The following is a 13,430-nucleotide window of genomic DNA, read 5'->3' on the forward strand; positions in this document are numbered from 1 at the left end:
CAGATGACAACAATCGGCGAAGCGGCGCACGGATATCGGAGCGCGCCGCTCGGACATGGGAGAACGGCGCATGTATGACGTCCTGGTGGTCGGCTCGGCCAACGCGGATCTGACGGTACGGGTCGAGCGGCGGCCCGGCGCGGGAGAGACCGTGCTCGGCACTGACCTGGTCGAATCGGCCGGCGGCAAGGGCGCCAACCAGGCGGCCGCCGCGGCCCGGATCGGCGGCCGCACCGCACTGCTGGCGCGGGTCGGCGGCGACGCGTACGGCGAACTGCTGCTGCACGCCCAGCGCGAGGCCGGCACCGATGTCGCACCGGTCATCGTGGACCAGGCGGCCCGCACCGGCACCGCGATGATCGTCGTCGACCCGGACGGCGACAACAGCATCGTGGTCTCGCCCGGCGCCAACGCCGCCCTGACCCCGCAGGACGTGGCCGCGGCGAAGGAGGTCATCGCCGCCGCCTCGGTGGTCTCCCTCCAGCTGGAGATCCCCATGGAGTCGGTACGGGCCGCCGCCGAGGCCGCCGCGCAGGCCGGAACCCGGGTCGTGCTCAATCCCTCGCCGGCTCCGGAGGCGGCCCTTGCGACCGAACTCCTCGCCGTGGCCGACCCGTTGGTGGTCAACGAGCACGAGGCCCGCCAGCTGTCCGGCCGCACCGACGGCACCCCCGCCGAGTGGGCGCAGGCGCTGCGCGACCAGGGCGCCCGCTCGGTCGTGGTCACCCTCGGCGGGGACGGCGCGCTGGTGCTGGACGCCGCCGGAATCGGCGAGGTCGCCGGCGTACGGGTCAAGGCCGTGGACACCACCGGCGCCGGCGACGCCTTCACCGGCGCCCTCGCCACCCGCCTGGCCCGCGGCGCCTCGCTCCAGGAGGCGGCCCGCTTCGCCGTGCGCGTCGGCGCCGCGGCCGTCACCAAGCCGGGTGCCCAGCCGTCCTATCCGACCCGGGCCGAGCTGGAGCTCCTGGCGCCGGAGGCGCCGCAGGACTGAGGCCCGCCGGCCGGTCCGGCGCCGTACGGGTGCCGGTCCGGTGCGGTACGGGTGCCGGGCCGTCGGCGCCGTACGGGCGCGGGGCCGTCGCCTGCGCCGTACGGTTGCCCGGCCATCGGCGCCGTACGGCTGCGGGACCGTCAGCCGGCCGGTGGTGTCACCGCCTCTCCATCGGGCCGTAGAGCGCATGGTCCGCGCCGGTCGCCAGCGCCCAGTAGCGGTCGCCGTAGGACCAGTGCCACCACTCGGTGGGGTAGTTGACCAGACCGGCCGCCCGCAGGGCGGAGGAGAGTATGCGGCGGTTGGCACGGGCCGCGGGCGGCAGATCCGGGGCGCTCGTGTAGCACGCGCCGTCGCTCTCCTCCGGCGAGGCGTTCATGGGCGTCCCCATGTCGACATCCCGGCCGTCCGCCGTCACCAGGGTGAGGTCCACCGCGCCGCCCGCGCTGTGCGGTGCGATGTCGGGCGGCGAGACATAGCGGCTGGCGGCCCGGTGGACGCGCTCGGCATCCCAGCCGGGGTGGGCGGCGCGCAACTCCTGTGTGTACTCCTCGAAGTAGCGGCGCTGCAGCTCCGGCGGGCGGTAGCCCTCGACGAGCCGCAACCGCAGCCCGTCCGGCAGCGACTCCTGCGCCGCCAGCAGCCGTCGCAGCACCCCCTGCCGCAGATGGGCGAACGCGCCCGGCTCGTCGTGCCGGTCCGCGGCCACCAGCAGCGCGGGCGCCGCGGTGCGGACGTCCACCAGCGGCTCACCGCACTCCTCGACCCCTATCGCCGCCACCGCCGGGTCCGCCATCAGCGTGATCTGGTCGCGGACATCGGTCAGCACCAGCTCGGAGCCCTCGCCCGGCGCCAGGTCCGTCCCCGCACCGGCCGCCGCCACCTGCTCGCCCGTGGGCAGCCAGGCGCCGCTGCGGCCGCAGGCCGGCCGGTCGGGGCGGTCGACGCCGGTACCGGTGCCGGTGCCGTTGGCGAGGAGGATGTGCAGGCCGTGCTTCTGCGCCATCTCCGCGTACCGGTCCATCCACTGCGGGTCGTCGTGGAAGGAACTGGCGAGGTACACCCGGCAGCCGTCCGCCGCGGCCTGCTCGGGCACCTCGGGGAAGTCGTTGTCGTAGCAGGTGGCGAGCGCGAAGCGGATCCCGCCCAGGGTGAAGCGGCCATCGGCCGTGCCCGGAGTGAAGACGTCGTTCTCGGCCCCGGACAGATGCCGCTTGTCATAGCGGGTGAGCAGGGCGCCGTCCGGCCCGTAGACGAAAGTGGACAGGAGCGGGCGGCGGCCGTCCCCCGCCGCCCGCCCGGGGGCGTTGACGACCGCGGCGGTGCCGGTCGCCCGGCAGGCCGCCCGGACGGGCGCCAGGCGGGGGTCGTCGGGGCCGACCGTCATCCCCGCCGGATCGGCCGCTATCGCCTCCAGGTCGTAGCGCGACAGCGCGAGTTCGGCGAAGAGCACCAGATCCGCGTGGCGCCCGGCGGCCTCGGTGATGAGCGCGGCCATCCGCGCGGCGTTGGCGCCGAGGTCGCCGGGAACGGGGGTGAACTGTGCGGCAGCAAGGATCATTGCTCCATCATGCCGCCGCGGCTCTCGGCGTGTGACGGCCTGTGGATAACCTGCCCGGGCCCGCCGCGCTACCTGCCGGCCGCCTCCTGTGAGGCCGCCACCGCCACGACGTTGCGCACCTGCCCGATGATCGCGACCCGGTTCTTCACGAAGACCGGATCGGTCACCTGGCCGCCGGCCGGATCGGTGTTGCCGGGCCCGAACTCCAGGACCGGAGTGTGCAGATGGCCGCCCGGCAGCGCCGGCCGCCGCACCGCGTCCCGCAGCAGCGTCGCGCGGTAGGCGATCTCGTTGGACAGGTAGTCCCCGCCGCCACCGGCGCGGGCCGTGGACCCCGGAGTCGGGCCGTCCGGCCGGTCGACCGGCTCGGTGCCGCCCGCCGGGATCTCGGTGACGGCCGTGTGGTCGACCACCGGATACGGCCCGGTGTCCGCCGCGACGATCCGCGCGTACGGCAGGCTGGTGGCCGTCCACTGCGGTTGCGGCGTCACGGTCGGCACACCCGCCGGGATCGGCACCGTCTCCGTACGGGACTCCCGCGCGTTGTCCGGATAGCCGCCCCGCCAGGCCCCGTTGGTCCGCTCGACGTCGAACCTCCCCGGGCGCCCCTGGCTGATCGTGGTGAACAGATCCACCTGCCGCGGTCCGCGCCGGAAGTGCGGCAGCAGGGTGTGCTCCACGGTGCCGGCCGCGAAGTCCGCCCACCGTACGGGGAACACCGCGGCCTCGATCCGCGCCGTCCGGCCCGACGCGGTACGCACCGTCGTCCCGTCCAGGGCGAGCGCCGCCGCGCCCGACGGGTTGCTCCGCCGCGGATCGGCGTCCAGCTGGAACGGGTCGAACCCGGTGACCACGATCCGCAGCACCTGCTTCCCGGCGGGCAGCTCGATGCCGTCCTCCCCGCGCGAGCCGCGCTCCAGCGAACCGAGCAGCGCCGCACGCCGGGCGGCGGACAGCGCGAAGTCCGGCCGCCACTGCCGCAGTTCCTTCGTCATCCCCAACCGCGCCCAGTACAGCGGCCGGTCGTCGTCCCGGCTCAGATCGCCGCCCGCGGGCCCGCGCCCCTGCGCCCGGTCCACCGCCCGCCGCCACAGCGCCCGCCCCGCGTCCGCGACATAGCGCCTGGCCTCGGGGTAGGTGTCCAGGCGGGCCAGCCCGCGCCCGAACTCCCGCGCCTGGTCGTCGAACGCGCTGCGCCGCAGGATCTCCTGCGGCGCGGCCTGCGTCAGCCGGGCCTCCTCCACCGTGACCTGCTCGACCGCGGTCCGTGCCGCGGTGGGCCCGCCCGCTCCGGCCGCTTCGGCCGGAGCCGTAAGGGACAGCGGGACGGTGGCGAGCAGGGCGATGCCGAGTGCGACCGGCTTGGTGCGTATGCGTCTCATGGGGCGAGTAAAACGGGGCGCGCGGTGCGGCGGTAGAGGGCACGGGTCGGTTCGATGCGGCCCGCGGTTAGGGTTTCTGGTCCGGTCCGCCCAGGCGTTGGGCACTTCCGAGGAATCCAGGGGGAACCACCGTGGCCACACCGCCACCACCGCACGGCCCTTACCCGTATGCGCAGCCGTATGGCCAACCGCCCACGGGGCCCTACGCCCAACCGCCCACGGGGCCCTCCGCCCAACCGCCCACGGGGCCCTCCGCCCAACCGCCCACGGGGCCCTACGCCCAGCAGCCGCACCCCGCCGCGCCCTACGCCGCCGCCCCCGGCTGCGAGTTGTGCGGTGCCCAGCCCGCCGTCCGGGCCACCGTGCGCGGGCATCAGGGCATCCTCTTCCTGATGCGGTTCCTCAGCCGGAGCGCGGTGTTCTGCCGCTCCTGCGGGCTGGCCACCTACCGCGAGATGTCCGCGAAGACCCTGTGGCAGGGCTGGTGGAGCCCGCTGTCGGTGGTCATCACCCCGATCACCCTGCTGGTGAACCTCGGCCCGCGGTCCCGCTTCCGCAAACTGGCCGCCCCGGCAGGCGGCTTCCGGCCCTCCCTCGATCCGGGCAGGTCGCTGCTGCGCCGCCCCGAGGCGCTGCTGTTCCTGGTGCCGATGGCGCTCGTGGTGCTGGCGATCCCCACCCTGTTCGTGCTCGGCGCGTTCGTCGAGGGAGCGGGCATCGGGAAGAGCCCGACCCTCGCCGTCGGCGACTGCGTCCGCAACGAAGGCGACTGGCACGACCAGGACCTCGAAGTCGTGGCATGCGGCTCGGCCGATGCCCAGTACCTGGTGACCCGCAGGCTCGACGCGCCCGAGGACACCTGCGCGGACGGCGAGCTGCTCGCGGACCTCGAATACAGCCCGGACAAGGCGACCGTCTCCTGCCTCGCGCCGGTCCGCTAGGGCCTGTCCGATGGGTCGGGGTCGGAAAGGCCGCGGCGTCTGGTGCGGTGCGTCGCAAGGCGCCGGAGCGTCTCGATAGCGGAGCTATCGGGATGATTCGGCAACGCCGCGAGGTGCCGTGCCAGGCGTCGCGGGCCCGGCCAGGACCCATCGGACAGGCCCTAGGGGGCCTCGCCCGGCCCACCGCCCCCGCTCTCGCCGCCGCTTCCGAGCAGCGCCAGGAAGTCCCGGAACGCCGCCGGCATCTCCACGTCGTCCGGGTCCAGCAGCCACTGCAGCTGCAACCCGTCCATCACCGCGACCAGCAGCGGCGCCGCCCGCTGCGGGGTCAGGCCACCCGGCAGCGTGTCGCCGTACTCGGCCCGCAGCGCGTCGGCCATCGCCGCGCGTACGCAGCGGAAGCGCGACACGAAGAAGTCGCGGGCGGGGTGGTCCTCGGTGACGCTGTCGGCGGACAGCACGGTGTAGGTCTGCACGATGCCGGGGCGGGTGGCGTTGTAGTCGACGAGCTGGGCGAGGGTGTCGGTACGCCGGGTCCCGGACGCCGCGGCCGCCGACGCCAGATCCCAGCGGTCGCGCGCCTCCAGCACGCCGACCAGCAGCAGCTCCTTCGTGGGGAAGTGGTGCAGCAGGCCCTGCTGGGTCAGCCCGGCGCGCTCGGCGACGGCGGCGATCGAGGTACGGCGGTAGCCGCGCTCGGCGATCAGCGCCATGGCGGCCTGCAGGATCGCCTCCCGCCGCTCCGCGCGCTGCGCCTCCCGCCCGCCGCCGGCCCGCCGCGGGCCCGACCGGCCGTCGCGGGGCGCCTGCTGCTCTCGTGCACTCACCGGCCGAGCGTAACCCCGGAGTGGAGATCCCGTAGGGCTGAGTAACGGAAAAGTAACGGTGCCTACCGTGCGGCAGGTGAGAGGGGAGGATTCCGGACAGGGAGGCCGTAGATCCACTCAGGGAACACCGGAGAACCGCATGACCGATGCCCATCCCCACGACCCCGCCCTCGACGACGACCGGCATCCGGCCCGCGACCGAAGCCCGGAGACCGACCGGACCCCGGAGAACGGCCGGACCCCGGAGACCGACCGGCTCCCGGGCACCGACCGGGCCGCCGCTCACACCGCGGCCGTCGAGCGGGCACTCGCCGCGCTCGACCTCGACACCAAGGTCCGGCTGCTGTCCGGCCAGGACATGTGGACGCTGCCGGCCGTGCCCGCGATCGGGCTGCGCTCGCTGGTGATGTCGGACGGCCCGATCGGGGTACGGGGCCGGGAGTGGAGCGCCGAGGACCCCTCGATCGCGCTGCCCGGCCCCACGGCACTGGCGGCGACCTGGGACCCCGGGCTGGCCCGCCGGGTCGGTCACCTCCTCGCCCAGGAAGCCCGCCGCAAGGGTGTGCACGTCCTGCTGGCGCCGACCGTCAATCTGCACCGCTCACCCCTGGGCGGCCGCCACTTCGAGTGCTATTCGGAGGACCCGCTGCTCACCGGCGCGATCGGCGCCGGATATGTGCGCGGTGTGCAGGAGGGCGGCGTCGGGACGACGGTCAAGCACTTCGTCGGCAACGACGCCGAGACCGACCGGCTGACCGTCGACAACCGCATCGCTCCCCGGCCGCTGCGCGAGCTGTATCTGGCGCCCTTCGAGCAGATCGTCGAAGAGGCCCGCCCCTGGGGCATCATGACCGCCTACAACCAGGTCAACGGCTCGACGATGACCGAACACCGCCCGCTCGTCCACGAAGTGCTGCGCGGCGAATGGGGCTTCGACGGCGTCAACGTCTCCGACTGGACGGCGGCCCGCGACACCGTGCGCGCCCTGCGCGGCGGGCTGGACGTGGCGATGCCGGGCCCCCGTACGGTCTTCGGCGCCCCGCTCGCCGAGGCCGTCCGCGCGGGGCAGGTCGCGGAGTCGGACGTCGACGACGCGGTGCGCAGGGTGCTGCTGCTCGCCGCGCGTACGGGGTGTCTCGACGGGGTGCCGGCCGCCGTCGATCCGGCCGATGTCCCGCACGGGATCGACGGCCGGGCCGTGGCCCGCGAGGTCGCCCGGCGGGGCTTCGTCCTGCTGCGCAACGAGCCCGTCGGCGGCGCGCGGCGGGCACTGCCGATCGACTCCGGGGCGGTCCGGAGCATCGCCGTCATCGGCGCCGGTGCGCGCGAGGCGCGGGTGCTCGGCGGCGGCTCCGCGACGGTCTTCCCCGAGACCGTCGTCTCCCCGCTGGAGGGCCTGCGCACGGCGCTGCCCGACCACGTCGAGGTCGTCTACGCGGCCGGTGCCGAGCCGCGCACCCGCCTGCCGCACGCCCGCGACGGCTTCACCCTGCGCGCCCGCTACCGCGCCGCGGACGGCCGGCTGCTGGCCGAGACACCGCAGTTCGACGGGCAGGTGCGCGCCACGGGCGGCTTCCCGGAGGGCGTCACCCGGCAGAACCTCGCCGCCGTCGAACTGACCGGGAGCTTCACCCCGCGGCTCACCGGCGACCACACCTTCGCCGTCGTCGGCAGCGGCGAGCTGCGGCTGACCGTCGGCGGCGCGGTCCTCTTCGACGACCACTGCGCGCCGGAGGGCAACGACCCCTTCGAGACGCTGATGCACCCCGTCGAGCGGCGGGTGACGGCGGAGCTGACGGCGGGGGAGCACACCGAGGTCGCCCTGCGCTTCGTCCCGCTCCGGCTCGGCCTGGGCGAGGGCATCGACGCCCTCCACTTCGCCCTCGGCCACAGCGAGCCGCAGCTCGACCCCGACGCCGAGATCGAGGAGGCGGTCCGCGCCGCGACGGCCGCCGATGTCGCGGTCGTGGTCGTCGCCACCACGGAGGAGGTCGAGTCCGAGGGCTTCGACCGCGGCGACCTGCGGCTGCCCGGCCGCCAGGACGAGCTGGTCACCCGGGTCGCCGCCGTCAACCCGCACACCATCGTGGTCGTCAACTCCGGCTCGCCGGTGGAGCTGCCCTGGCGCACGGAGGTGCCCGCGGTGCTGCTGAGCTGGTTCCCCGGCCAGGAAGCCGGTGCCGCGCTGGCGGACGTCCTGCTCGGCGCGCACGAGCCGGGCGGGCGGCTGCCCACCACCTGGCCGGCCCGGCTCGACGACGCCCCGGTCACCACCGTCACCCCGAGCGAGGGCCGACTGGACTACTCCGAGGGCGTGTTCATCGGCTACCGAGCCTGGCAACGATCCGCGCTCGCCCCCGCGTACCCCTTCGGCCACGGTCTGGGCTACACCGACTGGGAGTACGAGTCGCTGGACACCACGCCGGACTCGGTGCGGGTCCGGGTCCGCAACGCGGGCGACCGGCCCGGCCGCGAGGTCGTCCAGATCTATCTGGCGCCGCCGCCGGACACCGCCCCGGAGGCACCGGAGCGCCCGGCCCGCTGGCTGGCCGGTTTCGCCGTCGTCGAGGCCGCTCCCGGCGAGAGCGCCGAGGCCGAGATCCCGCTGCCGGACCGCGCCTTCGCGGTCTGGGAAGAGCAGGACCGCGGCTGGCGCCGGGTCAAGGGCGTCTACACCGTCGAGGCGGCGCACAGCGTCGCCGACCGCAGGCTGACCGCGGAGGTCACCGTCGGCTGACCCGGGCGCATCCGGGGGCGCCCCTGGCCAGGGGCGCCCCCGCCACCCGGTCATGAGGCCGCCGCCTTCATCGCCCCCGTCATGACGTCCGCACCGACACATTCCCGCCGCTCGTCCGCGCCGTCACCTTGTGCTCCGACTTCGGATCATTGGGCACCGAGACCTTGCTGGTGCCGCCGCTGGTCGAGGCGTCCACCGCGTAGCTGCCCTTCGGGAGGCGGATGGTCACATTGCCCCCGCTGGTGCGCCCCGAGACCTCGTCGGGCGCCGAGTCCAGCGCGACGTCCACATCGCCGCCGCTGGTCTTCACCTTCGCCGAACGGGAGGTGGAGTCCGTGACGGTGATGTCGCCGCCGCTGGTCTCCGCGGTGATCCGCCCGGCGGTACCCCGGATCGTGATGTCGCCGCCGCTGGTGTGGAGATCTATCGAGGCGTCGCGCGGCAGCAGCACCCGGTAGTCCACCTCGCACTTGCGGCCCATGCCGCAGTCCTCGGCCTTCAGCGTCAGCCGGCCGTCCTTGACCTCGTGCTCCGGCGTCGGCTTGCGGTCGTTGTAGCGGTACTTCTCGCGCACCTTGACCGACCCTCCGGCGTCGACCGGGACCACCTCGATGTCCCCGCCGTGCGTGGTCGCCGACAGCGCGGTGACCTTGCCGTCGACCGAGTACGTGCGCTCCGCCTCCTTCGTCGGGCCGAAACCCGACAGCGAGCAGCCGGTCACCAGCGCGGTCAACGCCGCACAGGACAGGACGAGATGAGGAACGCGGAGGCGGGCCATGGTGACGAGTTCTCCCGGGGCAGGCGATGGTCGGAACGGATCGGAACCGATCACAGCCCATCTTCGGCCCTCGCCGCCCCGCGGTCGTCGCCGCACGGTATGACCTTGCCGTCACCGCACGGTATGACACTCCCCTAGGGGACCCCCGCCCTCAGACGGCCCCCGCGCCGGCCCGGCGTGGCCGCACCGAGAATCCGTACACGGTCTCCGAGCGGTAGGTGGCACCGGGACGCAGGACCGTCCCGGGGAAATCCGGGCGGTTGGGGGAGTCCGGGAAGGCTTGGGTTTCCAGGGCGAGACCGGCCGCCGGGCCGTAGGGGGACCCTGAGGTGCCGATCAGGGTGCCGTCGAGATGTCCGGCGGTGTAGAGCTGCAGGCCGGGCTCGGTGGTGGCCAGCTCCAGTACGCGGCCGGAGCGCGGGTCGTACAGCTCGGCGACCCTGCGCGGCTGCTCGCTCACCCCGCCGTCGAGCGCGAAGTTGTGGTCGTAGGCCCCGTCCACCGCCCGTGCCGCCCGGAAGTCGAAGCGGGTGCCGGCGACCTCGGCGGGTGCCCCCGGCAGCGGAATGCCGGTGCCGTCGACGGGCGTGTACCGCGAGGCCGCCAGCCGCAGCTCGTGCCCGGTGGCGCCGCCGCTGCCGTCCCCGCCCAGATTGAGATAGGTGTGGTTGGTGAGGCTGACGACCGTCGGGGCGTCGGTCCGCGCGCGGTAGGCGATCCGCAGCGCCGCACCGTCCGGTCCGGAGGAGACGGTGTATGTCACCCGCACGTCCAGGGTGCCGGGGAAGCCCTCCTCACCGTCCGGGCTGATCCGGTGCAGCTCCACCCCGCCCTCGACCTCCCGGGCCTCCCACACCACCCGGGAGAAACCGCCCGGCCCGCCGTGCAGGCTGTTGCGCCCGTCGTTCGGCGTCAGCGGGTACGTCCTGCCGTCGAGCGCGAACCGCGCCCCGGCGATCCGGTTGGCGTACCGCCCGACCAGCGCGCCGAAGTACGACCCGCCGTGCGCGACGTACGACCCGAGATCGGCGAAGCCGAGCGCCAGCTGCGCCGTCGTCCCGTCCCGGTCCGGGGCCTCGACGCGCTGCACGATCCCGCCGTACGTCAGCACGCCCACCCGTAGCGCGCCCGCCCCGGAGCCGGCCTGAAGGGTCCAGCGGTCGACGCCGGTGCCGTCGTCCAGCGTGCCGAAGGGTTCCCTGCCGACCTGCGTGCTCATGGCCGCGAGCCTATGCCGGGCGGCCGTCCGGTGCCCTCCGGGGACCGCGGACGGCTACCGCGGCGTCTCCGAGGCGTGCCCCGACCGGGCCGGGCGGGACGTTGCGGACACGCCCTACGCCTGTCGGCGGGTGATCGCCCGGAACGCCAGCTCCGCGAGTTCCTTCTGGCCGCGGGCGCCCGGATGGAACCAGTCCCAGGTGCTCAACTGCCGGTCGGTGAAGCGGTAGTCGAAGACCGAACCGTCGAACCGGCACAGCGGATCCTTGCCGCACACCTCCGCGAGCGCCGCGTTGTACGCGACCACCCGCGCCCGGACCTTCGCCCGCCGGTCCTGCGCCGGCTTCGTCAGATCGTCCGGGTCGCGCAGCATCGATCCGCAGATCCCCAGCTTCCACACTTCCTTGCCGAGCGGGTTCTTACGGCCCTCGGACCACAGCCGCAGCAGGTCCGGCACCGCCGCGACATACACCTGGGTGTGCGGCAGGGCGCGCCGCAGGGACGCCAGCGACCGCGCGAAGTCGGCACGGAAGGAAGCCTCCGGGGTCATCGCGCCCACACTGCGCCGACAGGCGTCATTCGCGCCGATCAGGACCGTGACCAGTTCGGGCTTGCGCCGGACGGCCGAGGCGACCTGGTCGGGCAGGTCGCTCATCAGCGCGCCGGTCTTCGCGAAGTTCCAGCTCTGGGTGGCGGGGTGGGTGACCAGCCGCCGGGCCAGGCTGTCGACCTTGGGGTCGGTGCCGGTGGCCCAGGAGACCTCGGGGCAGTCGGAGAGCACCGTGCAGGCGTCGAAGCCGACGGTGATCGAGTCGCCGAGCGCCGCGAGCGAGCCGGGGTCGGTCCGCCACGTGGGCGCCTGCTCGGCCCGCTGCTTGCCCGATGCGCTGGAGTGCGGGGCGGCCTCGCCGCCGGCACTACAGGCGGCCAGGGTGATCAGCAGGGCGGTAGCGGCGGCTACGGTGCGTGAGATTCGGCGGCCTGCGCGGCTGCGCCGGGGGCGAAAGGGCCGATCGATCTGCGTCATCCCCTGTCCCCTCCGGCGTGCGAGTGATATCTCTTCGGGTACCGACGGTACGTCACCCTTTCGCCTGGCACTGCGCGGTAGCTTTGCCCCGTGCCTGCCGGGCGGTGACCCAAAGTGGCAAGTGCAGTCGGCACAGACAAATTACATCACGTCATTTCCTGTCCCTTTTGCGGCAAATTCCGCCCAATGGTGTTTACTGTAGGTCACCTCGCATGCTGGTGCCGAAGTGATCACTGGGGCAGAATGGCAACTGTCCCGGCCGCAACCGGAACGGGCACGAGGCCGCTGGGGAAGGCGAACCTCGAACCGCACTGGAGGTCCCGGTGACGACACGTGGAGTTCTGTACGTCCACTCCGCTCCGCGCGCGCTGTGCCCGCACGTCGAATGGGCAGTGGCGGGCGTCCTCGGTGTGCGCGTCAACCTCGACTGGATCCGCCAGCCGGCGTCCCCGGGCACGTGGAGAGCCGAGTTCTCCTGGCAGGGCGAGGCCGGTACGGCCTCCAAGCTGGCCTCCGCGCTGCGCGGCTGGCATCTGCTGCGCTTCGAGGTGACCGCGGAACCCTGCTCCACCGCCGAGGGCGAGCGCTACAGCTCCACCCCCGACCTGGGCATCTTCCACGCCGTCACGGGCATCCACGGCGACATCCTGATCCCCGAGGACCGGCTGCGCGCCGCGGTCGCCCGCTCCGCCCGCGGCGAGACCGAGCTGGCCGCCGAGGTGGCCAAACTCCTCGGCAAGCCCTGGGACGACGAGCTGGAGCCGTTCCGGTACGCCGGCGAGGGCGCCCCGGTGCGCTGGCTGCACCAGGTCGTTTGAGGAGCCAGGCGCCGGTGCGCTGGCTCCACCAGGTCGTTTGAGGAGCCAGGCGCCCGTGCGCCGGCTGCACCAAGTCGTCTGACGCCCCTTCGGCCGGCCTCCGACACGCCGGTCGCGCTTGCCCTGGAGTTCACTCCAGGACCTAGCGTGCTGCCATGGTCGACAACAACTCTTCCGACACCCTCTCAGTGGCGGTGCTCGGCACCGGAATCATGGGCACGGCGATGGCCCGCAACCTCGCCGGGGCCGGACTCGACGTCCGCGCCTGGAACCGCACCCGCGCCAAGGCCGAGCCGCTGGCCGCCGACGGGGTCCGGATCGCCGACACCCCCGCCGACGCGGTGGACGGCGCCGAGGTGGTCCTGACCATGCTGTACGACGGGGACGCCGTCCTCGACGCGCTGCGGCAGGCGGCGCCGGCGCTCCGGCCCGGTGCGGTCTGGCTCCAGACGAGCACGGTGGGCCTCCAAGGGGTCGCCCCGCTCGCGCGGTTCGCCGACGAGCACCGGCTGCGCCTCGTGGACTGCCCGGTCCTGGGCACCAAAGCACCGGCGGAGAAAGGCGAGTTGACGATCCTGGCGGCCGGTCCGCAGGACGTGCGCGAGCGCGCCGGGCGGGTCTTCGGCATCGTCGGGAGCGCCACCCACTGGGTCGGCGAGGACGCCGCGAGCGGGGCCGCCAGCCGCCTCAAGCTCGTCGTCAACAGCTGGGTGCTGACCCTCATCAACGGCACCGGGGAGGCGCTCGCGCTCGCCGAGGGGCTCGGGGTCGACCCGCGCGACTTCCTCGCCGCGGTCGCCGGCGGGGCGCTCGATGTGCCGTATCTGCGGCTGAAATCCGAGCTGATCCTGTCCGGGAACTACCCGGCGAGCTTCACGGTGTCCGCGGCCCGCAAGGACGCCCGGCTCATCACCGGGGCCGCCCGGGACGCCGGCGTCCGGATGGACCTGGCGGCGGCCGCCGCCGAGCGCTTTCGCCGGGCCGAGGAGCTGGGCCACGGTGACGAGGACGGCGCGGCCGCGTACTTCGCGAGCTTCGACGACCGGGGCCTTACCCACGGGTCGGGGGAGGACGTGCCCTAAGGGCAGGCCCCAAGGGCACGTCCCAGGGGCATGCGAAGGGCCCGCCCGGTGTGGTTCACCGGGCG

11 protein-coding genes are annotated in these 13,430 nt (G+C 74.1%); 5 read left to right on the plus strand and 6 right to left on the minus strand.

Going from position 1 to position 13,430, the window contains the following annotated elements; genetic code table 11:
- The first annotated feature begins 70 nt into the window (after nt 1–70).
- Nucleotides 71–994, plus strand: coding sequence for a ribokinase (locus tag ACZ4NB_RS25465; RefSeq protein WP_467665041.1), 924 nt, complete (start codon nt 71–73; stop codon nt 992–994).
- A 157-nt stretch (nt 995–1,151) separates the two neighbouring features.
- Here ACZ4NB_RS25465 and ACZ4NB_RS25470 read toward each other — a convergent pair whose 3' ends face one another.
- Together ACZ4NB_RS25470 and ACZ4NB_RS25475 are read right to left on the minus strand one after the other, a co-directional pair.
- Nucleotides 1,152–2,555 (minus strand): nitrilase-related carbon-nitrogen hydrolase, encoded by a 1,404-nt coding sequence (locus ACZ4NB_RS25470; RefSeq protein ID WP_467665043.1) that lies wholly within the window; start codon nt 2,553–2,555, stop codon nt 1,152–1,154.
- Between the two features lie 68 nt (nt 2,556–2,623).
- Complete coding sequence (locus ACZ4NB_RS25475) at nt 2,624–3,937, minus strand: pyroglutamyl peptidase (RefSeq protein WP_467665045.1); 1,314 nt, start codon at nt 3,935–3,937, stop codon at nt 2,624–2,626.
- 392 nt (nt 3,938–4,329) lie between these two features.
- On the opposite strand from ACZ4NB_RS25475, the gene ACZ4NB_RS25480 reads away from it, so the two are divergent.
- Nucleotides 4,330–4,878 carry an LppU/SCO3897 family protein gene (locus ACZ4NB_RS25480; RefSeq protein WP_467665047.1) on the plus strand — a complete coding sequence of 183 codons (549 nt, stop codon included), beginning with the start codon at nt 4,330–4,332 and terminating at the stop codon, nt 4,876–4,878.
- Nucleotides 4,879–5,039: 161 nt separating this feature from the next.
- Here ACZ4NB_RS25480 and ACZ4NB_RS25485 read toward each other — a convergent pair whose 3' ends face one another.
- A complete protein-coding gene (locus tag ACZ4NB_RS25485) occupies nt 5,040–5,705 on the minus strand; it encodes a TetR family transcriptional regulator (RefSeq protein ID WP_467665049.1) in 666 nt (221 codons plus the stop codon).
- Between the two features lie 139 nt (nt 5,706–5,844).
- On the opposite strand from ACZ4NB_RS25485, the gene ACZ4NB_RS25490 reads away from it, so the two are divergent.
- Nucleotides 5,845–8,442, plus strand: a complete 2,598-nt coding sequence (locus ACZ4NB_RS25490; protein ID WP_467665051.1) for a beta-glucosidase — start codon at nt 5,845–5,847, stop codon at nt 8,440–8,442.
- Nucleotides 8,443–8,521: 79 nt separating this feature from the next.
- Here ACZ4NB_RS25490 and ACZ4NB_RS25495 read toward each other — a convergent pair whose 3' ends face one another.
- The 3 genes from ACZ4NB_RS25495 to ACZ4NB_RS25505 all read right to left on the minus strand — a co-directional run bounded on the left by ACZ4NB_RS25495 (nt 8,522) and on the right by ACZ4NB_RS25505 (nt 11,465).
- Nucleotides 8,522–9,220 carry a DUF4097 family beta strand repeat-containing protein gene (locus tag ACZ4NB_RS25495; protein WP_467665053.1) on the minus strand — a complete coding sequence of 233 codons (699 nt, stop codon included), beginning with the start codon at nt 9,218–9,220 and terminating at the stop codon, nt 8,522–8,524.
- A gap of 151 nt (nt 9,221–9,371) precedes the next feature.
- Nucleotides 9,372–10,439, minus strand: coding sequence for an aldose epimerase family protein (locus ACZ4NB_RS25500; protein WP_467665055.1), 1,068 nt, complete (start codon nt 10,437–10,439; stop codon nt 9,372–9,374).
- 114 nt (nt 10,440–10,553) lie between these two features.
- Nucleotides 10,554–11,465 (minus strand): SGNH/GDSL hydrolase family protein, encoded by a 912-nt coding sequence (locus ACZ4NB_RS25505; protein WP_467665057.1) that lies wholly within the window; start codon nt 11,463–11,465, stop codon nt 10,554–10,556.
- 323 nt (nt 11,466–11,788) lie between these two features.
- Here ACZ4NB_RS25505 and ACZ4NB_RS25510 point away from each other — a divergent pair, with 323 nt between their 5' ends.
- Complete coding sequence (locus tag ACZ4NB_RS25510) at nt 11,789–12,283, plus strand: DUF3145 domain-containing protein (protein WP_018088059.1); 495 nt, start codon at nt 11,789–11,791, stop codon at nt 12,281–12,283.
- 155 nt (nt 12,284–12,438) lie between these two features.
- Nucleotides 12,439–13,365, plus strand: a complete 927-nt coding sequence (locus tag ACZ4NB_RS25515; protein WP_467665059.1) for an NAD(P)-dependent oxidoreductase — start codon at nt 12,439–12,441, stop codon at nt 13,363–13,365.
- Nucleotides 13,366–13,430: the final 65 nt, after the last annotated feature.

It is taken from the genome of Streptomyces sp. NPDC026575 (assembly GCF_055567415.1).